Below are 18,700 nucleotides of genomic sequence, written 5' to 3' on the forward strand. Positions count from 1 at the left end.
TTCTTCTTTTTGCTGGGCTACCCGCGGTTGTCACGACGCGCCTGGGCACGCTGGTTGCGCGCCCCCACGTGCGCACTGATGGCCTGGTTGCGGGGCGTCTTGAGCGCCGGGCCCCGCGCAGCGGCAGCTGGTTGTTTCCGCGGCTTCGGAGTCGTTGCCAAGGACTTGGTCGCAGCAGGTGCCTGGCCCGATGCCGCTTTCTTGCTCTTGGGGGCGGCCTTCTTGGAGGCCGGAGCCTTCTTCGCCATTGCCTTCTTCACGGCCTGGGTCAGGCTGACCGTCTTCCTTGCAGGCGCCTTGGCTGCGGGCTTCTTGGCGGCAGCCTTCTTCGCAACGGCCTTCTTCGCGGCAGGCTTCTTTGTGGCGGCGGCCTTGGCGGCGGCAGCTTCCACCTTGCCCAGTTGGGCCTGAACCCGCGCGAGCACTTCCCCGAAGATCACGGCCTTGGCCTGGGTTCGTTCGTTGGCAGCCGCCGCACCGGCACGCGCACTGCCTCGCAGCGCGACGGTCTGGCGCCGATACAGGTCCTGGAACTTGTCGCGCAACTGGCGTGCACGACCCAGCTTGCTGCGAAGGCGGGCGAGTGTCAGGGTCTTCAATGCGGGGCCGGTGGTCTGCTCGAACAGATCGAACTCGGTCGCAGTGAGCAGCTTTCGGGCTTGGGCACGGGTGTAGGCCATCGTGGGCGTCTCCTCGGGAGTTGGGGTTGAGGGGATGAACGACCCATGATAGGGACAGTCACGCGCGAACCCGTGCGTCAGCGGCACAATGAAGGGTTTATCGATTGACAACGTCCACCATGTTCCGCCTGCTCACCCTGCCCCCGGGAATCCCCGGCCGGCTCTGGCTGGATGCCATGCCGGGACGGTTCGAGCCCTGGAGCCACTTCCTGGCGCAGGCCTCGCGCCATCGCCTGGACCGCGTTGTCTGCCTGACCAGCCTGGACGAAGTGGCGTCGCTGGCACCCCCCTACGCCCAGGCGATCGGGCAGGGGGAACTTCCTTGCCGATGGGAGCAGCTCGTGATGCGCAACTTCGGTCTGCCGCTCGACGAGGCCGCCTACCGCGATCGCATCCAGGGGCTGGCCGATGGCCTGCGCGCGGGTGAATCGGTGCTGCTGCATTGCGCTGCGGGCATCGGCCGCACCGGCACGGTAGCCGCCTGCATCCTCAAGCAGCTGGGTTGTTCTCGCGACCAGGCCCTCGAGCAGGTCATCGCCGCCGGCTCCAATCCGCAAAACGCCCAGCAGTCGGGCCTGGTCGACTGGTTCTGAGTTCCCGGACTCCGCACATGCCCCACCTCTACATCCTCACCGGCGCCTCGCGCGGCCTGGGCCTGGCCCTCGCGCAGCAGCTCCTGTCGCCCTCCCATCACCTGCTGTGCATCGCTCGCAGCATCAAAGCCGACCTGGCTGCGCAAGCCAAGGCGTGCGGGTGCACGTGCGAGCAGTGGACCCAGGATCTGGCCGACGCGCCCGCCGCGGCGGAGCGTCTGCGCGCCTGGCTGCGTACGTTCGATCCAGCCGCGTGCGCGAGTGCCACGCTCATCAACAATGCCGGCGTGATCTCCCGCATCGGGGCGCTGGAAGACAGCGACGACGCTGACGTATCCAACGCCCTGCGGGTGGGGCTGGAGGCGCCCATGCTGCTGACGTCGGCCTTCCTGGATGCGACACGGCATTGGACGGCGCCGCGCAAGGTGCTCAATGTCTCCTCCGGCCTCGGTCGCCGCGCGATGGCGGGCAGTGCTGCCTATTGCGCGGCCAAGGCCGGCATGGACCACTTCACCCGCAGCGTGGCCCTCGAGCAAGCCGCCCTGCCACACGGCGCGCGCATCGTGTCCCTGGCCCCGGGGGTGATCGACACGGACATGCAGGTTCAATTGCGTGGCAGCGACCCCGCCGGCTTCCCGGACCGGGGACGCTTCGTGCAGCTTCAAGTCCAGGGGCAGCTCAGCACGCCGGATGACGCGGCCCGTCGATTGCTGGCCTACCTGGCCCGCCACGACTTCGGGGTCAGCCCGGTTGCCGACGTGCGCGACGCCTGAGCCCGACTCCGCGCCTCCCCCTCAAGGGGGAGGCCGTTTCCCACCCCTGGGGGAGGCCTGAGGGCTGGGCGTCGGCGGCGCCGGGGCCTATCATGCCGTCGATGCCGACAGGCAGACACAGGCCCCCGATGCACACCGACCCCCTCCCCCTGGTCGCCCCGCTGGTCGATGCGAGCGTGCTGTGGCAGCGCATCCCCGGCATGGTGCTGGTGCTGACGCCCGAGGGGCAGGGCCTGTTCATCAGCCAGGATTACGCCGAGGCCACCGGCACGGCGCTCGATCCGGCCCGAGGCTCCGGCTGGGACGCAACCCTTGAGCCCGCTTCCCGAGAAGCCTTGCACACGGCCCTGGCTGGCCAGCGTTCTTTCTCGCATCAGCTGACCCTGCGTCGTCGGGACGGACAGGACCTGTGGGTCGATTGCGTGGCGCACTGGGATCCCGTGGCCCAGCACTACGTCTGCCTCCTGCACGACGTGTCGGCGCTCATGCACTCAGCGCGCACGCAGGCCGAGCAGTTGCGCCTGCTGGCCGACAACGTGCCTTCGGCCCTGGCCTATTACGATGCCGAGAACTTTCGCTGCATCTTCGCCAACCGGACCTATGCCCAGGGCTTCGGCTGGGATGAGCAGTCCATCATCGGCCGCACTTTTGCCGAGGTGATCGGCGAGCAGGCTGCGCGGGAGATCCAGCCGCATGTGGAAGCGATGCTGCGGGAGCACCGCACCATCAGCTATGAGCGCCGTGTCGTCCGCCCGGACGGCTCAGCCCAGTGGATCAAGGTCAACCTCATGCCGCATCTGGACGCCGCGGGCAACGCGCTGGCCGCCCTGGTGCTGATCACCGACGTCACCCAGCAGCGCCAGTCCGAGCAGGCTCTGAGGGAGTCGGAAGAGCGCATGGCGCGCTTCATGCAGGCCAGCGCCGAAGGGGTCGTCTTTCATCGCAACGGCATCATCGAGGACGTCAACCAGCCGATCTGCGAGTTGACCGGCCGCAGCCGTGACGAACTGATCGGCCGCTACGCGCTCGACTTCGTTCCACCGGAGTATCACCCCAAGGTCCTGGCGCTGCTCGCCGCGGCGCAGGACGCCACCTACGAAAGCGAGTTGATCCACCGGGACGGCCAGCGCATTCCCGTGGAGTTCATCGGTCGTTCGATGATGCGCAACGGCGAACGCCTGCGCATGTCGATCGTGCGTGACATCCGCGACCGACAGGCCGCCCAGGCCCGCATCCACCATCTGGCGCACCATGACGCCCTCACCGGGTTGCCGAACCGCATGTCGTTCATGGAGCACCTGGATCAGCGCATGGCGCTCGCGCGACGCACCGGCGAATCCCTGGCGCTGCTCTTCGTGGATCTCGATGACTTCAAGCGGGTCAATGACTCGCTCGGCCACCTGGCCGGCGACAAGCTGCTGCAGACCGTGGCGCAGCGCATCACCGACAGCCTGAGGGCCAGCGACCGGGTCGCCCGGTTCGGTGGTGACGAGTTCATGGTGCTGCTGGGCGGCGTTCAGCAGCGCGGCGATGTGGAAGACGTTGCGCGCAAGCTCCTGGATGCCATCCAGCGCCCCGTCGAGGTGGATGCCCGATGGCTGAGCGTCACGCCGTCCATCGGCATTGCGCTCTTCCCCACCCAGGCCCAGTCGCCCGGCGAACTGATCATGAACGCAGACAGCGCCATGTACCAGGCCAAGGGACATGGCCGCGCCACCTACCATTTCTTCGATCCGGCGCTGGCCAGCGCTGCCTACGAGGCACTCGAACTGGAAAGCCAGCTGTCTCAGGCGCTTGCCGAGTCCCAGTTCCGGTTGCATTTCCAGCCCCAGGTGCGCGCGATCGACGGTGCCCTGAGCAGCGTCGAAGCCCTGATCCGCTGGCAACATCCCGATGGCCGGCTGCTCATGCCTGGCGACTTCCTCGCCGTGGCCGAAGAGCAGCGGCTCATGCTGCCCATCGGACACTGGGTGGTGCGCGAGGCCCTGAAAACGGCGCGGCGCTGGCGCGCCGAAGGACTGACCGACGTGCGCATCAGCGTCAATCTCTCGGCGGTGCAGTTCCAGGCGTCGGGCTTTGTCGAAGGCATCGAGCAATTGCTGACCGAGGAGGAGGCACGGGGCGATTGGCTGGAGTTCGAGCTCAGCGAACGCCTGCTGATGAACGACGTGCCCCAGGTGAAGCGTCGCCTGTCGCGACTCAAGGCCCTGGGGTCCACCATCGTGGTCGATGACTTCGGCACCGGGTACTTCTCGCTGCGATACCTGCGCGAACTACCGGTGGACAAGGTGAAGATCGACCGCTCCTTCGTCAAGGACCTGCCGGTGGCTGTCGATTCAGCGGCCATCGCCCGCGCCATCATCCAGATGGCGCACAACCTGGGGCATGCCGTCGTCGCCGAGGGCGTGGAGACATCCGCCCAGCGCAATTTCCTTGCGGCCCATGGCTGCGAGGAACTGCAGGGCGAAGTCATCACCCTGCCCCTTCCTCGCGACGCCTTCGAAGACTGGCTGCTCCGCCAGCGGCACGCCCCCCGGCACTGACGCGGTCAGGGGCCCTGGAAGCCATTGGCGCGCAGGGTCAGCACCAGGGTATCCCGGTGACCTGCCTCGCCCTGCGGCTGGATCGGCGTGCTCTCGTGGATGACGCGGGCATCGTCCAACAGCAGGACCGACCAGGGTTCTGTGAGCGTGAACCGGATGCCATGGGTGCCGTGGGCCTCGAACACCCGGGTCTCACCGCCCTTGATGTGGTGCCGGTCCACCAGCACGACTGCCACGAGGTCGACGCCGTCCCGGTGGGCGCCTTCTGGCGTGGGACGTCCGATCCCATCGGTGGTGTCGATCCGGAACTGATGGACTTCCACGTACCAGGGCTGAGCGCCCTTGAGTTCGCTCGCGCATGCGGCGAGGGCGTGCACCATGCGGCGGAAGGCCGTCGCCTCGATCATCTGCGGCGCCACCGGCTCGAACCAGCGCTCCAGCCCGCCGTGCAGGGCGTTGTACTCCACGGGCTGCCAGTGCGCCCGGTGCGGCGCCACGGTCAACCGGTCGCCGTCAGCCACGAGGCAGGCGTGCCGCCGCCGTCGATAGCGCCCGCCGTCACGCAGGTAGGCGTCGGGCGGGAGGTCGTTCCACAGCGGCGCCAGGTCGGCAAAGCCGCCTTCGCCCACACCGCTCAGGGCGGCCAGGCCGGCGGCATCGAGCACGGCAAAGCCACGCTCTCGCAGGGCATCGCCCACCAGGGTGGGCGGCGTCAGGGGTGGGGGCAACAGCATCGGGCGTTCAATGAGGGGCTCGCAAGCCCTTCACTGTAGCGCCGAGGCGTTCACCCCGCTGGCTCAGCGCCCGATATGGGCGTCGCGGGCCAGGCGGCCTTCATAGGGCTGGTCGGTGAAGAAGCCGTCCATGCCCTGCTGCAGGAAGGCGCGCACCCAGCCCCCCATGTCGCCCAGGCCGCGCGGGTCGTCACCCACGTCGAAGTCGTTGGGCAGGAACTGGTTCTCGGCGCGGAAGGTCCAGCCGTGCACCACCAGGCCGGCCTGGTGGGCATCGCGCACCAGTGTGGTGGGCGTGCCCAGGCGGCCGCTCACCAACGGGATGATCAGGTTGGTGTTGGCGCCGATGCCCTGGGCGTAGGTGGCGATCTCGGCCAGGCCGGCGGGCTGCGCCAGGTCCCGATAGGTGCGCGGATCGCCGCTCACCACGAAGTCGTAGGGGCGTCCGCTGGCGCTGAGCAGTTGCACCAGCGGCACACGCGTCATCTGGCGCAGCTGGCGCAGGTTGCCCACCTCGAAGGACTGGATGAAGACCGGGGAATCCGGGTGGCGGTAGCCGTACTTGTGCAGGACCCTGACCAGCGGCTCCTCCAGCGGCAGGCCGATGCTGCGGAAGTAGGTGGGGTGCTTGGTCTCGGGGTACACGCCAATGGGACGGAACGCAGTTGCCTTGCCCTTGCCACCGGCCTCCTTCGCCTGCTGGCGGCGGCGCTCGTTGGCCTGTTCCACCAGCTGGAGCACCTCTTCCAGGGTGGGCACCTCGAACATGTTGTCGAAGCGGGTGTTGGCCGGCCGCAGCTGGGGGATGCGCTCGCGCGCTCGCAGGGTCTTGAGTTCGGCGAGTGTGAAGTCTTCGGTGAACCAGCCCGTGATGGCCTGGCCGTCGATCATCTTGGTGGTCCGGCGCGCCGCGAACTCCGGCCGCTCGGCCACGTCGGTGGTGGCTTCGCGCACCGAACCATCGGCGTTGAGGATGGCGATGGCATTTTCGTGGCGAGCCACCAGCACCCCGTCCTTGGTGATGACCAGGTCGGGTTCCACATAGTCGGCCCCCTGTTCGATGGCCAGCCAGTAGGCCGCCAGCGTGTGCTCGGGCAGGTAGCCGCTGGCCCCGCGGTGGGCAATCACCAGGGGCTCGGCCTGGCCCGCCCGTCCTGGCCCCTTGGGGCCCTGGGCCTGCACCGGGGTGGCCGGCAGGAGGGCTGCAGCCCCCAGCAGCCACAGGCTCATCAGGACCGTGCGTCGTTGTGTCGTCATGCGCGTTCTCCTCGGTTGGATGGCGCGAACGATAGGCCGGGCGTATGACGGGATCGTGATGCGTTGCCGTCAATCCCGGATGAGGCGCCAGGTGAGCGCCAGGCTGATGAGCGCATTGGCCAGCCCCACACTGCCGACCAGCACCAGCCCCAGCGTCGTGAGCGGCATGGCGCGCAAGGCCCAGGCGCACACCGAAGACAGGACACTGAAGGCCAGCATCAGCCAGAAGAGCGGATTGCGGGGCTGGAAAATGCGAGACAGCTTCATGGGGCCCGATGATGCCTCAGCCACCGTAGCGCTGGCGCGCCAGCGCCGCACCTTCGGCCAGGGCGCGCAGCTTGCGCTCAGCAACGTGACGGTCCATGGGCGCGAGGCCGCAGTTGGTGCACGGCAGCAGGTGGCGTGCGGGCACGAACTGCAGGGCGCGGCCGATGGTGTCGGCCACTTCCTCCGGGGTTTCGACCGTGTCGCTGGCCACATCGATCACGCCCACCATCACGTCCTTGCCCTTGAGCAGGCCCATCAGGTCAGGCGGCACATGCGAGTGGTAGCACTCCAGGCTGATCTGGTCGATGCTGCTGGATGCCAGCGCCGGGAAGATCTGCTCGTACTGCCGCCATTCCTCGCCCAGCGACTTCTTCCAGTCGATGTTGGCCTGGATGCCATAGCCGTAGCAGATGTGCACCGCCTTCGTGCAGGCGAGCCCCTGAGCCGCGCGCTCCAGCGCACGGATGCCCCATTCATTGACTTCCTTCATGTACACATTGAAGGCCGGCTCGTCGAACTGGATGATGTCCACACCGTCGGCCTGCAGGGCCAGGGCTTCCTGGTTCAGCAGCTCGGCAAAGGCCATGGCCATCTTGACCTTGTCGCCGTAGTAGCGGTCGGCCACCGTGTCGACGATGGTCATGGGACCGGGCAGCGTGAACTTGAGCTTGCGCTTCGTGTGCGCCCGAGCGAATCGGGCCTCGTCCGCATGGACCCGCCCCTTCAGGCGCAGCGGCCCCACCACCTGCGGCACCATGGCCTCGTAGCGGTTGTCGCGGATGCCCATCTTCACCTTGTGCTCGAAGTCGATGCCTTCGACCTGCTCCAGGAACCCATGGACGAAGTGCTGACGCGACTGCTCGCCGTCGGTCACCACATCCAGGCCCGCATCCTCCTGAGCCTTGATCCACAGGAGCGTGGCGTCGAGCTTGGCCTGCTTCAGGGCCTCGCCCTGGGCGCGCCACTGCGGCCAGAGCTTGTGGGTTTCGGCCAGCCAGTCGGGTTTGGGCAGGCTGCCGGCAATGGTGGTTTCAAACATCAACGTCTCCACTGGAACGTCCGGAAAGAACAACATGTCACGTTAGCCCGGCCGCGGGGCCGATGCACCGGGTTTTCCCCCCGAAATGGCGAAAGTCGCCCATCGCGCCCACGAACGGTGCGAATGGTGTACAGTCAGGTTCAGGTACACGCCAGACCGTCGGTCTTTGAGGTCTTCCCCGTCTTGTCCGGGCATGCCCGCACAAGCCTCGTTTGAATCCCCCGGGTTCCGTCTCTTGAGTGTTTCCTGCAGGTGCATCGTGCACGCTGTGCGCGCCTGCCTTGTTTTATCCATTTTTATTTGAAGGAAAGCTCCATGAGCACCCAAACCGGCACCGTCAAGTGGTTCAACGAAAGCAAGGGCTATGGCTTCATCGCCCAGGACGCCGGTGGCGCCGACCTGTTCGCCCACTTCCGTGACATCCAGGGCACCGGCTTCAAGACGCTGCAGGAAAACCAGCGCGTCGAATTCGAAGTCAAGCAAGGCCAGAAGGGCCTGCAAGCGGCCAACATCCGCCCGCTGTGAGCCCCTCGGGCTCTCGCCCGACCAAGAAACCGCAGCATCTGCTGCGGTTTTTTTTCGCCGCTTGCAATCCCCCGGCTTGACCGGGGCTGCAAGGCTGGCATCACAATCACGCATGACTCGCTACTCGCCTCTTCCGACGCGGCCCTTGCGCATCGGCATCTCGGCGCGTCTTCTCTACCAGGTGCCTCCCGAGCTGGGGTTTCGCAACAAGACCCTGCAGTACCTGGAGCAATCGCTCGCCCACTGGATCATGGAACACGGCGCCATGGCCTTCATGGTGCCGGCCGTGGCCGAAGACAGCCGCCGTGCCGCCCGGCACCTGTCGGTGGACGAATACGTGGCCGAACTCGACGGCCTGGTGCTGCAAGGCGGTGCCGACGTGGCCCCGCAGACCTACGGCCAGGAACCGATCGACCCGCGCTGGAGCGGAGACCCGGTGCGTGACCGCTACGAGCTGGCCCTGCTGCGCTCCTTCCTCGACCAGGGCAAGCCGGTGATCGGCGTGTGCCGCGGCTGTCAGCTGCTCAACGTGGCCTTTGGCGGCACGCTCTACCAGGACCTGCAGACGCAGTGCCCCAACACGCATCGCCACGTCGACTCCGAGCTGTACGACCAGTTCGAGCACGACATCACCTTCCTGCAGGGCTCGCAGCTGGCCCAGCTGTACCCGAAATCGACCCAGCTGCGCGTGACCAGCATCCACCACCAGGCCGTGGACCAGCTGGGCAAGCAAGTGGTGGTGGAGGCAGTGTCCTCGCTGGACGGTGTGGTCGAAGCGATCCGCTGGACCGGCGACGGCTACGCCCGCGGTCTGCAGTGGCATCCCGAGTTCCACCAGGATCGTCGCACCCTGATCGACAGTGCCCCCATCATGCTGGATTTCCTCAACGTGGCCGCCGAGACCGCGATGCGCAAGCTCGACGACCCCGCCTGCCCTGATCGCCGTCAGCCGCGCGCCCCGCTGCGCCTGCAGGCCGACCGCGACGCCGCCGCAGCGCTACCTCCGCCAGCGCCCCCGCCTGCGTCGCCAAGGTGACGGCAAGCCGGGGCCGTCCGTGGTTTCATTGCCGCCTTCCGGGGCCCTGAGCCCGGTCCACCAGGAGACGCCATGAGCACCCCCATGAACCACCAGGTCCGTCTGGCCGCCCGCCCGGTCGGCCTGCCCACCGATGCCAACTGGCAGTTCACCACCGAACCCGTCGCCCAACCCGGCCCGGGCGGCGTGTTGGTGAAGACGCTCTACCTCTCCCTCGACCCGGCCATGCGCGGCTGGATGAACGAGGGCAAGTCCTACATCCCGCCCGTGGGCATCGGGGAAGTCATGCGCGCCGGCGGCGTGGGCCGCGTCGTGGCCTCGAACAACCCGGCCTTTGCCGTCGGCGATGCCGTGACCGGCAGCCTGGGCGTGCAGGAGTATGCGCTGTTCGCCGAGAACGAGTTGCGCCGGGCGGGCCTGGCCCGCATCGATCTGCGGGCCGGCAGCTGGACACAGTGGCTCAACGTGCTGGGCATGCCGGGCATGACTGGATACTTCGGCCTGATGGACATCGGCCAGCCCAAGGCTGGCGAAACCGTGGTGGTGTCGGGTGCGGCGGGCGCCGTGGGTCAGACGGTGGGGCAGCTCGCCAAGATCAAGGGATGCCGCGTCGTGGGCATCGCCGGTGGACCGGCCAAGTGCGAGTGGGTGGTGCGCGAACTGGGCTTCGACGCCTGCATCGATTACAAGGGCGGCGATGTGCGTGCCGGCCTGAAGGAGCACTGCCCGCAAGGCGTGGACATCTACTTCGACAACGTGGGCGGCGACATCCTCGACACCGTGCTCACGCGCATCAACCGCAAGGCCCGCATCATCATCTGCGGCGCCATCAGCCAGTACAACAACACCACGCCGGTGGCCGGTCCGAAGAACTATCTGTCACTGCTGGTGAACCGTGCCCGCATGGAAGGCATGGTGGTGTTCGACTACGCCGACCGCTACCCCCAGGCCATCGCCGAGATGGCGGGCTACCTGCGTGAGGGCCGCATGCGCTCACGCGAAGACGTGGTGCGCGGCCTGGACAACTTTCCCAAGACGCTGCTCAAGCTCTTCAACGGCGAGAACTTCGGCAAACTGGTCTTGCAGGTGGCCGACGACGATGCGGCCTGACGCAAAGAGCCGGTGGCCCACAGGGCTCACCGGCCGTTCAGTGCCGCCCTGCGGGCTTATTGCTGACGCGTTTCGACCTGCAGCAGGTTGTCCACGCTCTGCACACCGCTCACGCTGGCCGCAAGCTGGGTGGCTCGGTCGCGTGCCTCGGGTGTGGGGGCCGTCCCGCTGAGCTTGACGCGACCGGCGGTCGTGTCCACGTCGATGTCGAGTGCGCTGAGCTGCGGATCCTTCGCGAGTGCGGCGTTCACCTGGGCCGAGATCGCGGCATCGCCAATGGCATCGCCGGCACGCTCCACCTGCTCGCCGATGGCCTCGCCGGCACGCTCCATGCCCTGACGGGCCTCCTGACCCATGTCGCGCATGGACTGCTCGGCCTGGGCGATGTTCGTGTCGGCGCGCTGGCCCAGGGTCAGTTCTTCCTCCGACTTTCCGCAGCCCACCAGGGCCAGGGCGGTGATCACGGTGCCGGCAAGGATGGCGGTCTTCTTCATGGCGTTTCTCCTTTCAAGTCGTCTGTGCCGCGCTGGGCGGCTGATGTCACCTGGGCCGAGAGCCCTGGCGACTCGGACCGATCGAAGCGATGCGGTTGTCGGAACTTTAGGAAGGCCCCATTGCCGCGACTGTCGGAAGCGACTCGGACCCGCTGTCAGCCAGGGCCGACAGCCGTAACGATTGGGTACATATGACGCCTGGGCGACATAAAAATCGAACGATCGTTCGATAATTGCCTCTCGTCAACGCTCAGGACCGGCTTCATGGACACGCCCACGCCCCTCTCCCGCTTGCTGACCCAGCGCCACCGCAAGGACGCTACCGTCACGCTGCCCCTCACACCGGACTGGCAGCAAGGGCGCACCGCCTTTGGCGGTCTGATCGCCGTCTATGGCGTGGAGGCCATGCGCGATGTGGCGGGCGCCGAATGGCCGCTGCGTGCGCTGCAGACCAACTTCATCGCTCCCGTGGCTGCAGGCGAGGTGCAGGTGTGCGTGCACCTGCTGCGTGAGGGCCGCAACGTGCGCCAGGTCCAGGCTCAGGTGACGCAGGCGGGGCAGGTGGCCGCCGTGCTGGTGGGCGTGTTCGGCATCGGACGCGAAACCCGCCTGCCCACGCTGGATCCTCGCCGTCCCGAGGTGGCGCTCGATCCTGACGCGTCGATCGGGCGACCTTATGTGCCGGGGCTTGCCCCCGCTTTCACGCAGCATGTGGATTTCCGCTGGGCCGAGGGGGCCCCACCGTTCTCGGGCACGGACACCTGGCACTCGCGCATCCACCTGCGCCTGCATGACGCCCAGGGGGTGGATGCCGAGCTGCTGGCGGTGATGCTGGCCGATGCTGCACCGACGCCTGCGCTGAGCCGCTTCCATGGCCCGACCCCGGCGAGTTCCGTGTCATGGTCGCTGGAGCTTCAGTCTCATGCGCTGCCCGATGCCGCGACGGCCTCGACCGGGTGGTGGCGCGTGGACAAGGACACGCACGCCGGCGCTGGCGGCTATGTCAGCGAAAGCACCCACCTGTGGAGCCCGGACGGCCGCCTGGCTGCTCTGGGCTCCCAGGTGGTGGCGGTGTTCGGCTGAGGCGGACCGCCCGGCTTGAGCCAGATCAAGCCCGCGGGCCGTGGCCTGCGCAGAATCAGGCCACTGCAACGCCGGATCCGGAGGCCCCATGAACATCCGCCAAATGCTGGTTCACCTCGACACCAGCCCTGCCTGCGAAGCCCGTGTGGCCCTGGCATGCGACCTCGCCCGGCGGTTCGACGCGCATCTCACGGGCCTTGCACCCACGGGCTGGGTGCAGATGCCGGTGGACGTGGGCATGGCCATGGGCTCGCCCAACTATGTGCAGTTGTCGATGGACCACCTGCGACGCCGCGCAGAGGAGGCGGCCAAGCGGTTCCGCACGCAGGTACAGGGGCTGCGCAGCGCGCACGCGGTGATCGAGGAACAGGACAGTGCACCCGCGGTCGTGATGCACGGCCGCTGCAGCGATCTCGTCGTGGTGGGACAGCACCACCCCGACGATCTGTTGGAGACCGCCGGGGGGGCGCTGGCCGAGCAGGTGCTGATGCTGTCCGGGCGGCCCGTGCTGGTCGTCCCCTACATCGGTGCACCAGCCACCTGTGGCCAACGCATCCTGCTGGCCTGGAAGCCCACACGCGAGTCCGCGCGGGCGGTGGCCGATGCCATGCCGCTGCTCCAGGCGGCGGGCCATGTGGACGTGGTGGTGTTCGAAGAGGCGGGTACACCAGCCGGCACGGCCCAGCTTGATGATCTCTCGGCCTGGCTCACCCGCCATGGCGTGCGGCATTCGGCCTCGCGTGAGCCGAAGGTGATCGACGTGGGCAATGCCCTCTTGTCGTATGCGGCAGACCGTGGCAGCGACCTGCTCGTGATGGGTGGCTACGGTCACTCGCGGCTGCGCGAATGGGTGCTGGGCGGTGCGACCCGTTCGCTGCTGACCCAGATGACGATCCCGGTGGTCCTGTCGCACTGACCCGCCAGCGGCCTCAGTAGCCCAACGGCACTCCGCGGGGAAAGACGCTCGACAGGGCGATGGCCGCCATCACCAGTGCGCCGAGCACGGGCACCAGCCAGGGCACGCGTGGCCCGCTCGGGGCTGCCGTGCGCCCGGCCCGCACGGCACTCACGATCTGGCGCCGCACCTGCAGCACGGCCGCGGCCAGCACCAGCGGACCGACGACGAACAGCGCCTCGATGGGGTACAGATACTCGCCGTCCCAGGCGTCGCCGAGACCCGACAGCGCAAAGCCCACGAGGATGGCCACCGGCACCAGCAAGGCCATGCCCGCCACAACCGCCGCTGCGCCGCGGGCTGCACTCGCCCCCGGCGCCGCCCCCGAGGGGCCGGGCTTCGATGCCGATGCGCGCTGACGCACGGTGCCGGCTTCCTCGGCAGGGGTCGAAGCCGGGTCGGGCGCCAAAGGCGGCATGACCGCACCGGGAGCGTTGGCGTCCTTGAGCCCCAGCTTCCGGCTCTGTTCGCGCTGCAAGCGCTCGATTTCCTTCACGAAATCCATGGGCTCTCCGTTGGCGAAGCCCAGATGCTCGCTCAGGCGCGGGATTTCGTCCAGCCTGCTGCAGCGGCTCAGGCGGCTGCGCTCAGCGGTACAGGGCCACCCGGGCCGTCGTCATGGGCAACGACCGCATTGCGGGTGCGCTTGGCCGCATACAGGCGGCGATCGGCCGCGGCAATCAACGATGGGGCCTGAAGCCCCAGGCCGGGCTCGTCGGAGCAGGCCACACCGGCGCTGACCGTGATGCCGTCCAGTCCCGGGGCCAGCGCGGCCGCCGGCACTTCCCTGCGTACCCGGTCGGCCACCAGCTTGGCCTCCTCGGACGTCGCCCCGGGCAGCACCAGAACAAACTCCTCGCCCCCATAGCGGGCCAGCAGGTCAGTGGACCGCATGCGCCGGGTCACCAGTTCGGCGAACGCCGTGAGCACCAGATCCCCCACGGGGTGCCCGCGCTCATCGTTGACCCGCTTGAAGTGATCGATATCGAACATCACGAGCGACACGGGATGCCCCAGTCGGCGTGCGCGGTCGAGGTCGCGGGCCATCTCGGCCAGCAGACCACGGCGGTTGTAGGCACCGGTCAGCATGTCCGTGCCCGACAGACGCTCCAACTCGCGCCGAAGCGTCTCGTTCAGGCACAGCAGATAGCCCACGGTGATGGCAATCTGCAGCACGATGGCGCCCAGGACAGACACATGCTGGCCGGCAAACATGGCAAAGACGTCGGTGACTCCCGGCGCCGTGCCCCCCACGACCCGCAGCAAGGCCATCGCGGCCATCAGCAGGAAGGCCAGCACCATCACCCGCGCCCCCATGGAACGCTGCCGCGCCTGCCACGCCACGGCCGCACAGGCCAGACACAGAGCCACGGCCAGCAGCGTGAAGAGCACGACGCGCACCGAGAACGGGGCGTTGAACACGGCCGCAGCCCCGAAGGATCCCACGATCACCGCAGGCGCCACCGCCATCCATCCGATCGGCACCCGCCGATCGAACAACAGTCGCAACGCCAGGTAATGAAGGAGAAAGCCCCCAAGCAGCAGGGAGTTGGGCACCAGGATGCCCAGCATCTGTGGCAACTCGTCTCGCACGACGAACAGCGCTCGACCGACCGCCGCGACGGCATCCCCCGCGGCCCACACCCACACGCCCCGGACCTGCGAGGGCAGCCCCCATCGCGCCACGAAGACGACGCTGGCCAGGCTCAGCCCGACCAAGGCATCGGCCATGAAAAGGGTGCGGATGTCCAGGAGTTCCATGGGTGAAGCTATTGTCACTCCGCACGGCCCCTGAGCTGGCGCGGGAATGTCGCCAAAAGGCGGCCCATTTGTCTGCGGACCGCGACATCGGTCACACGTGGGAACGCTTCGCGCTCCGTGGCGTCAGACACCACCGACACAGCTGCCGCCAGAGCGCCGACGGCGCCCGCCGTGCCGCTCAGGCGAGACTGCAGCGAATTGCCTGGAGTCTGTACGCCGTGAATCGCCGCTGGGAACTGGATGCCTTGCGCGGGCTGATGCTGGTCCTGATGACCTTGACCCATCTGCCCACACGCTGGGCCGGCCCGACCGGTCAACCGCTGGGCTTCGTTTCTGCGGCCGAAGGCTTCGTTCTGCTGTCGGCCTACATGGCCGGGCTGGTCTATACCCGCCGGGGCCTGCGTGATGGCCTGCCCGCCATGCGCACCGCCTTCGTGCGCCGCGCAGGGCTCATCTACGCCTGCCAGGCCGCCATGCTGCTGTTCCTGTTCACCGTCATCGCCTTGCTGGGCCTGCGCATCGACCAGCCGGCCATCACCAACCTGCTGTCGTTCTACCTGGCCGAGCCCGTCACCGCGCTGTGGAGCAGCCTGCTGCTGATTTATGAGCCGCCCCTGCTCGACATCCTGCCCCTGTACGTGCTCTTCATGCTGGTCAGCCCCTGGGTGCTGGCCCATGCCCTCGCGCGGGGCTGGGGCGGGGTGTTGGCGATCAGCGTGATGCTGTGGCTGCTGGCGCAGTTCGGCCTGGGGGATGCCTTGTACCGCGCCGTGACGGACGCCACCGGCCTGACCGTGCCGCCGGAGGCCACCGGGGCCTTCGCCATGTACGCATGGCAGTTCCTGTGGGTGCTGGGCTTGTGGATGGGAGCGACCCAGGCGGGCGGTGAGCCCTTGCCGACCATGCCGGCGTGGCTGGTCCGGGTGGCCGTGGTCGTCGCGGGCATCGGATTGTTGTGGCGGCATGGGGTGGGCCAGGTGCCGTTTCCGGGGGACCCCGGGCTGAACCTGTTGTTCAGCAAATGGCAGCTCGGGCCGCTGCGCCTGCTCAATCTGTTCGCCCTGCTGGTGCTGACCCTGCATTACGGCCCGGCCCTCGCGCGACGTCTGCCGCCGATGACGTGGCTGCAGAACCTGGGGGCCGCCTCACTGCCGGTGTTCTGTGCCCACCTGGTGCTGGTGCTGCTGGCCCTGGCGCTGGTGGGCGAACCCACGGCCGAACGGGCCCTGTGGGTCGACCTGAGCCTGCTGGCCGCCTGCTTTGCCGCGCTCACGGTGGTGGCCCACGCCAGCGCGGACCGACCCACCGATCCGCCGGCACCACGGTGGGCCGGTCAGCGGACGTAGTCTGCCAGGCGCTGATGCCACAGGGCATAGCCCGAGGCATTCAGGTGCAGGGCATCCCCGGCGAACAGCGTCGCCCTCGGAAGGCCCTGCTCATCGAGCATGTCATGGAAGACGTCGATGAACTCCACGTCCCGGTAGCTGGCCGCCAGGGCCTTCAGCTGCCGGTTCGCCTCCTTCACTTCCGGCAGCAGGTGCACGCGCGCCGGGCTGGGCTTGATGGAGATGTAAGCGATGCGCACCTCGGGCAGGTCGGCGCGCAAGCCCTCCACGAGGGCCCGAAAGCGCTCGGCCACCTCCTCGGGGCGACGCCCCTGGGCCAGGTCGTTCTCGCCGGCGTACACCACCACCTGGCGAGGACGATAGGCAATCACCAGCCGCTTGAGATGCGCCACGCAATCGGCCAGGGTGGACCCGCCGAAGCCTCTTCGCAGCACCACCGGCGGCCCCTGGAAGGCCTCCTCCAGCCCTTCCCAGAGGCGGATCGAGGAGCTGCCGACGAACACCACGCCCCCCGCCGGGGGCGGCCGAGCCTGATCCGCGGCGTCGAAGGCCGCGAAGCTGGCCGCCCAGGGGCCCGCCACGGGAGCCTCCTGTGCGTGCACCGCCCCGCCCACGGTCAGGCCGACGAGGGCGAGTGCCAGACGGAGCCGGGTCTTCAAGCGCATCACACGGATCATTGTGGGCTGGGATCGCCGATGCGTCCACCGGTTCCCCGCGCCGCGACGTGGCGAGCCCGTTCTTCTTCCTGCAGACGCAGCACCCGCCGCTGCACCTTGCCGGTGGTGGTCATCGGCAGGGCCTCGATGAACTCGATTTCCTTGGGGTACTCATAGGGCGCCAGCCGCCCGCGCACGTGCTGCTGGAGGTCTTCAACGAGGGTTGCGCCCCCCACATGGCCGGGGGCCAGTACCACATAGGCCTTGACCACTGCCCCACGCTCCGGGTCGGGCTTGGGCACCACGGCCGCGTTGGCCACGGCCGGGTGCTTGACCAGGCAGTTCTCGATCTCGCTGGGCCCGATGCGATAGCCCGCGGCCTTGAACACATCGTCGCTGCGCCCCTGGTACCAGAGGTAGCCCTCTTCATCCATCACCGCGGTGTCGCCGGTGCGGCACCAGGCGTCGTCGGGATCGCCGGTGAACTTGGCGCGCGTGGCCTCCTCGTTCTTCCAGTAGCCGAGGAAGAAGATCGGGTCGGGATCGCCATGGATGTCTCGGCGGTGCACCGCCACGTCGCCCGGCACGCCCGGCGGGCAGACCTGACCGTTGTCATCGATCACCGCCACGCGGTGGCCCGGGTAAGGCCGGCCCATGCTGCCCGGCTTGGCTGGCCAGCCCGGGTGAACCCGCCCGGCAGCATCCACGAACTCGCCACAATTGCCGACGATGTAGTTGATCTCGGTCTGGCCGAACATCTCGTTGATCGTCACGCCCAGCTGATCCCGGCCATAGGCAAACACCGCGTCGCCCACCGCCTCGCCGGCGCTCATGATGGCGCGCAGCGCCAGCCGGTAGCGCTCGCGCGGCGCAGGCACGGCCTTCATCATCGCCTTGAGGGCGGTGGGGAAGAGGAAGGTGTTGGTCACCTTGTAGCGCTCCATCAGCTCGAAGGCCTTCTCCGGGCTGAACCGGCCCTGGTAGGCCACGATGGGCTGGCCGAAATAGAGCGTGGGCAGCAGCGCATCCATCAGCCCTCCCGTCCAGGCCCAGTCGGCCGGTGACCAGAAGACGTCGCCTTCGCGGGGAAACCAGTTCTGGCTGGCCACGAAGCCCGGCAGGTTGCCGATCAGCGCCCGGTGCGGAATGAGCGCTCCCTTGGGCGGGCCCGTGGTGCCGCTGGTGTAGATCAGCACGGCCGGATCGTCTGCCCGGGTGGCCTGCGCCACATAGAGGGCCGACTCACGGGCAAGCGCCGCCTCCCAGTCGACATCACCCTGGCCGCAGGCGTCACCCACGGCCACGATGTGGCGCAGCGCCGGGCATTCGGCACGCGCCTGACGCAGGTTCGCGATCGAGGTCTCATCCACGATGGCCACCACCGCCTCGCTGTGGGACAGGCGGTAGGCCAGGGCCTCCGGCCCGAAGAGCATGGACAGCGGCATCGCCACCGCGCCCATCTGGTAGACCGCCATGTGCGCAATGGCGGTCTCGGGGCGCTGCGGCATCACCAGGGCCACGCGGTCGCCCGGCTGCACGCCCAGCCGCTCCAGCGCATGCGACAGCCGGTTGGCCTGGGCCAGCAGATCGGCATAACTCAGCGTGTCCCGCCGGCCAGATTCATGTTCATAGACGATGGCTGTGCGCCCTCCTCCGTCCTTTGCCCAACGGCGGCAGCAGGCCTGGGCGATGTTGAACGACGGCGGCACCTGCCAGCGAAATCCCGTGTGCAGGCGGGTGTGGGTGTCGGAAAGAAAGGACGGTCGGGAGCGTGTCACGGAAGAATCCTGAGGCTGCAAGCTGGGTCGATGGTGCCAGCCCTGCGGGCGGGCTGCACCTCGGACTTGC

At 68.1% G+C, this 18,700-nt stretch carries 19 protein-coding genes; 9 read left to right on the forward strand and 10 right to left on the reverse strand.

Annotated elements, in window-relative coordinates; genetic code table 11:
• Positions 1 to 17 precede the first annotated feature (17 nt).
• Positions 18 to 680 carry a hypothetical protein gene (locus C1704_RS17535; protein WP_170064604.1) on the reverse strand — a complete coding sequence of 221 codons (663 nt, stop codon included), beginning with the start codon at positions 678 to 680 and terminating at the stop codon, positions 18 to 20.
• 119 nt (positions 681 to 799) lie between these two features.
• On the opposite strand from C1704_RS17535, the gene C1704_RS02765 reads away from it, so the two are divergent.
• The 3 genes from C1704_RS02765 to C1704_RS02775 all read left to right on the forward strand — a co-directional run bounded on the left by C1704_RS02765 (position 800) and on the right by C1704_RS02775 (position 4,589).
• Positions 800 to 1,273 carry a protein-tyrosine phosphatase family protein gene (locus C1704_RS02765; protein WP_104300767.1) on the forward strand — a complete coding sequence of 158 codons (474 nt, stop codon included), beginning with the start codon at positions 800 to 802 and terminating at the stop codon, positions 1,271 to 1,273.
• Between the two features lie 17 nt (positions 1,274 to 1,290).
• Complete coding sequence (locus C1704_RS02770) at positions 1,291 to 2,046, forward strand: SDR family NAD(P)-dependent oxidoreductase (protein WP_104300769.1); 756 nt, start codon at positions 1,291 to 1,293, stop codon at positions 2,044 to 2,046.
• Between the two features lie 128 nt (positions 2,047 to 2,174).
• A complete protein-coding gene (locus C1704_RS02775) occupies positions 2,175 to 4,589 on the forward strand; it encodes a sensor domain-containing protein (RefSeq protein ID WP_245876356.1) in 2,415 nt (804 codons plus the stop codon).
• A gap of 5 nt (positions 4,590 to 4,594) precedes the next feature.
• Here the strand turns inward: C1704_RS02775 and C1704_RS02780 are convergent, their stop codons facing one another.
• The 4 genes from C1704_RS02780 to C1704_RS02795 all read right to left on the reverse strand — a co-directional run bounded on the left by C1704_RS02780 (position 4,595) and on the right by C1704_RS02795 (position 7,886).
• Positions 4,595 to 5,323 carry a 2OG-Fe dioxygenase family protein gene (locus tag C1704_RS02780; protein ID WP_104300771.1) on the reverse strand — a complete coding sequence of 243 codons (729 nt, stop codon included), beginning with the start codon at positions 5,321 to 5,323 and terminating at the stop codon, positions 4,595 to 4,597.
• Between the two features lie 63 nt (positions 5,324 to 5,386).
• On the reverse strand, positions 5,387 to 6,580 hold the full coding sequence (locus C1704_RS02785; protein ID WP_170064605.1) for a glycerophosphodiester phosphodiesterase: 1,194 nt from the start codon (positions 6,578 to 6,580) through the stop codon (positions 5,387 to 5,389).
• A gap of 69 nt (positions 6,581 to 6,649) precedes the next feature.
• Positions 6,650 to 6,847, reverse strand: coding sequence for a hypothetical protein (locus C1704_RS02790; RefSeq protein WP_104300774.1), 198 nt, complete (start codon positions 6,845 to 6,847; stop codon positions 6,650 to 6,652).
• A 16-nt stretch (positions 6,848 to 6,863) separates the two neighbouring features.
• On the reverse strand, positions 6,864 to 7,886 hold the full coding sequence (locus tag C1704_RS02795) for a methionine synthase (protein WP_104300776.1): 1,023 nt from the start codon (positions 7,884 to 7,886) through the stop codon (positions 6,864 to 6,866).
• 315 nt (positions 7,887 to 8,201) lie between these two features.
• Here C1704_RS02795 and C1704_RS02800 point away from each other — a divergent pair, with 315 nt between their 5' ends.
• The 3 genes from C1704_RS02800 (at position 8,202) to C1704_RS02810 (ending at position 10,557) form a co-directional block, all read left to right on the forward strand.
• Complete coding sequence (locus tag C1704_RS02800) at positions 8,202 to 8,411, forward strand: cold-shock protein (RefSeq protein WP_104300778.1); 210 nt, start codon at positions 8,202 to 8,204, stop codon at positions 8,409 to 8,411.
• A gap of 112 nt (positions 8,412 to 8,523) precedes the next feature.
• Positions 8,524 to 9,447: a gamma-glutamyl-gamma-aminobutyrate hydrolase family protein gene (locus C1704_RS02805; protein WP_104300780.1), complete on the forward strand. Its 924-nt coding sequence runs from the start codon at positions 8,524 to 8,526 to the stop codon at positions 9,445 to 9,447.
• 72 nt (positions 9,448 to 9,519) lie between these two features.
• Positions 9,520 to 10,557: an NADP-dependent oxidoreductase gene (locus C1704_RS02810; RefSeq protein ID WP_104300782.1), complete on the forward strand. Its 1,038-nt coding sequence runs from the start codon at positions 9,520 to 9,522 to the stop codon at positions 10,555 to 10,557.
• A gap of 56 nt (positions 10,558 to 10,613) precedes the next feature.
• On the opposite strand, the gene C1704_RS02815 is transcribed toward C1704_RS02810, so the two are convergent.
• Positions 10,614 to 11,051 carry a BON domain-containing protein gene (locus tag C1704_RS02815; protein WP_104300784.1) on the reverse strand — a complete coding sequence of 146 codons (438 nt, stop codon included), beginning with the start codon at positions 11,049 to 11,051 and terminating at the stop codon, positions 10,614 to 10,616.
• A 264-nt stretch (positions 11,052 to 11,315) separates the two neighbouring features.
• Between C1704_RS02815 and C1704_RS02820 the strand changes: the two genes are divergently transcribed.
• Together C1704_RS02820 and C1704_RS02825 are read left to right on the forward strand one after the other, a co-directional pair.
• Positions 11,316 to 12,134: an acyl-CoA thioesterase gene (locus C1704_RS02820; RefSeq protein WP_104300786.1), complete on the forward strand. Its 819-nt coding sequence runs from the start codon at positions 11,316 to 11,318 to the stop codon at positions 12,132 to 12,134.
• An 88-nt stretch (positions 12,135 to 12,222) separates the two neighbouring features.
• Entirely contained in the window at positions 12,223 to 13,050 is an 828-nt protein-coding gene (locus C1704_RS02825) for a universal stress protein (RefSeq protein ID WP_104300788.1), read from the forward strand.
• A 13-nt stretch (positions 13,051 to 13,063) separates the two neighbouring features.
• Here C1704_RS02825 and C1704_RS02830 read toward each other — a convergent pair whose 3' ends face one another.
• Entirely contained in the window at positions 13,064 to 13,594 is a 531-nt protein-coding gene (locus C1704_RS02830) for a hypothetical protein (RefSeq protein ID WP_104300790.1), read from the reverse strand.
• Positions 13,595 to 13,662: 68 nt separating this feature from the next.
• Entirely contained in the window at positions 13,663 to 14,850 is a 1,188-nt protein-coding gene (locus C1704_RS02835) for a GGDEF domain-containing protein (protein WP_104300792.1), read from the reverse strand.
• A 218-nt stretch (positions 14,851 to 15,068) separates the two neighbouring features.
• Between C1704_RS02835 and opgC the strand changes: the two genes are divergently transcribed.
• A complete protein-coding gene (gene opgC / locus C1704_RS02840) occupies positions 15,069 to 16,196 on the forward strand; it encodes an OpgC domain-containing protein (RefSeq protein WP_104300794.1) in 1,128 nt (375 codons plus the stop codon).
• Here the strand turns inward: opgC and C1704_RS02845 are convergent.
• Both C1704_RS02845 and C1704_RS02850 read right to left on the reverse strand, forming a co-directional pair.
• The gene (locus C1704_RS02845; protein WP_104300796.1) at positions 16,184 to 16,861 is read right to left on the reverse strand and encodes an SGNH/GDSL hydrolase family protein; all 678 of its coding nucleotides are present in this window, start codon (positions 16,859 to 16,861) and stop codon (positions 16,184 to 16,186) included. The genes opgC and C1704_RS02845 overlap by 13 nt on opposite strands.
• 8 nt (positions 16,862 to 16,869) lie before the next feature.
• A complete protein-coding gene (locus C1704_RS02850; RefSeq protein ID WP_245876357.1) occupies positions 16,870 to 18,630 on the reverse strand; it encodes an acetate--CoA ligase in 1,761 nt (586 codons plus the stop codon).
• Positions 18,631 to 18,700: the final 70 nt, after the last annotated feature.

It is taken from the genome of Caldimonas caldifontis (assembly GCF_002930615.1).
GTDB classification, from domain to species: Bacteria; Pseudomonadota; Gammaproteobacteria; order Burkholderiales; family Burkholderiaceae_C; genus Caldimonas; species Caldimonas caldifontis.

Excerpts from the sequence above, each read along its gene's own strand:
- C1704_RS17535 (WP_170064604.1), bottom strand. The coding sequence starts at position 680 with ATGGCCTACACCCGTGCCCAAGCCCGAAAGCTGCTCACTGCGACCGAG.
- C1704_RS02765 (WP_104300767.1), top strand. The coding sequence starts at position 800 with ATGTTCCGCCTGCTCACCCTGCCCCCGGGAATCCCCGGCCGGCTCTGG.
- C1704_RS02770 (WP_104300769.1), top strand. The coding sequence starts at position 1,291 with ATGCCCCACCTCTACATCCTCACCGGCGCCTCGCGCGGCCTGGGCCTG.
- C1704_RS02775 (WP_245876356.1), top strand. The coding sequence starts at position 2,175 with ATGCACACCGACCCCCTCCCCCTGGTCGCCCCGCTGGTCGATGCGAGC.
- C1704_RS02780 (WP_104300771.1), bottom strand. The coding sequence starts at position 5,323 with ATGCTGTTGCCCCCACCCCTGACGCCGCCCACCCTGGTGGGCGATGCC.
- C1704_RS02785 (WP_170064605.1), bottom strand. The coding sequence starts at position 6,580 with ATGACGACACAACGACGCACGGTCCTGATGAGCCTGTGGCTGCTGGGG.
- C1704_RS02790 (WP_104300774.1), bottom strand. The coding sequence starts at position 6,847 with ATGAAGCTGTCTCGCATTTTCCAGCCCCGCAATCCGCTCTTCTGGCTG.
- C1704_RS02795 (WP_104300776.1), bottom strand. The coding sequence starts at position 7,886 with ATGTTTGAAACCACCATTGCCGGCAGCCTGCCCAAACCCGACTGGCTG.
- C1704_RS02800 (WP_104300778.1), top strand. The coding sequence starts at position 8,202 with ATGAGCACCCAAACCGGCACCGTCAAGTGGTTCAACGAAAGCAAGGGC.
- C1704_RS02805 (WP_104300780.1), top strand. The coding sequence starts at position 8,524 with ATGACTCGCTACTCGCCTCTTCCGACGCGGCCCTTGCGCATCGGCATC.
- C1704_RS02810 (WP_104300782.1), top strand. The coding sequence starts at position 9,520 with ATGAGCACCCCCATGAACCACCAGGTCCGTCTGGCCGCCCGCCCGGTC.
- C1704_RS02815 (WP_104300784.1), bottom strand. The coding sequence starts at position 11,051 with ATGAAGAAGACCGCCATCCTTGCCGGCACCGTGATCACCGCCCTGGCC.
- C1704_RS02820 (WP_104300786.1), top strand. The coding sequence starts at position 11,316 with ATGGACACGCCCACGCCCCTCTCCCGCTTGCTGACCCAGCGCCACCGC.
- C1704_RS02825 (WP_104300788.1), top strand. The coding sequence starts at position 12,223 with ATGAACATCCGCCAAATGCTGGTTCACCTCGACACCAGCCCTGCCTGC.
- C1704_RS02830 (WP_104300790.1), bottom strand. The coding sequence starts at position 13,594 with ATGGATTTCGTGAAGGAAATCGAGCGCTTGCAGCGCGAACAGAGCCGG.
- C1704_RS02835 (WP_104300792.1), bottom strand. The coding sequence starts at position 14,850 with ATGGAACTCCTGGACATCCGCACCCTTTTCATGGCCGATGCCTTGGTC.
- C1704_RS02845 (WP_104300796.1), bottom strand. The coding sequence starts at position 16,861 with ATGCGCTTGAAGACCCGGCTCCGTCTGGCACTCGCCCTCGTCGGCCTG.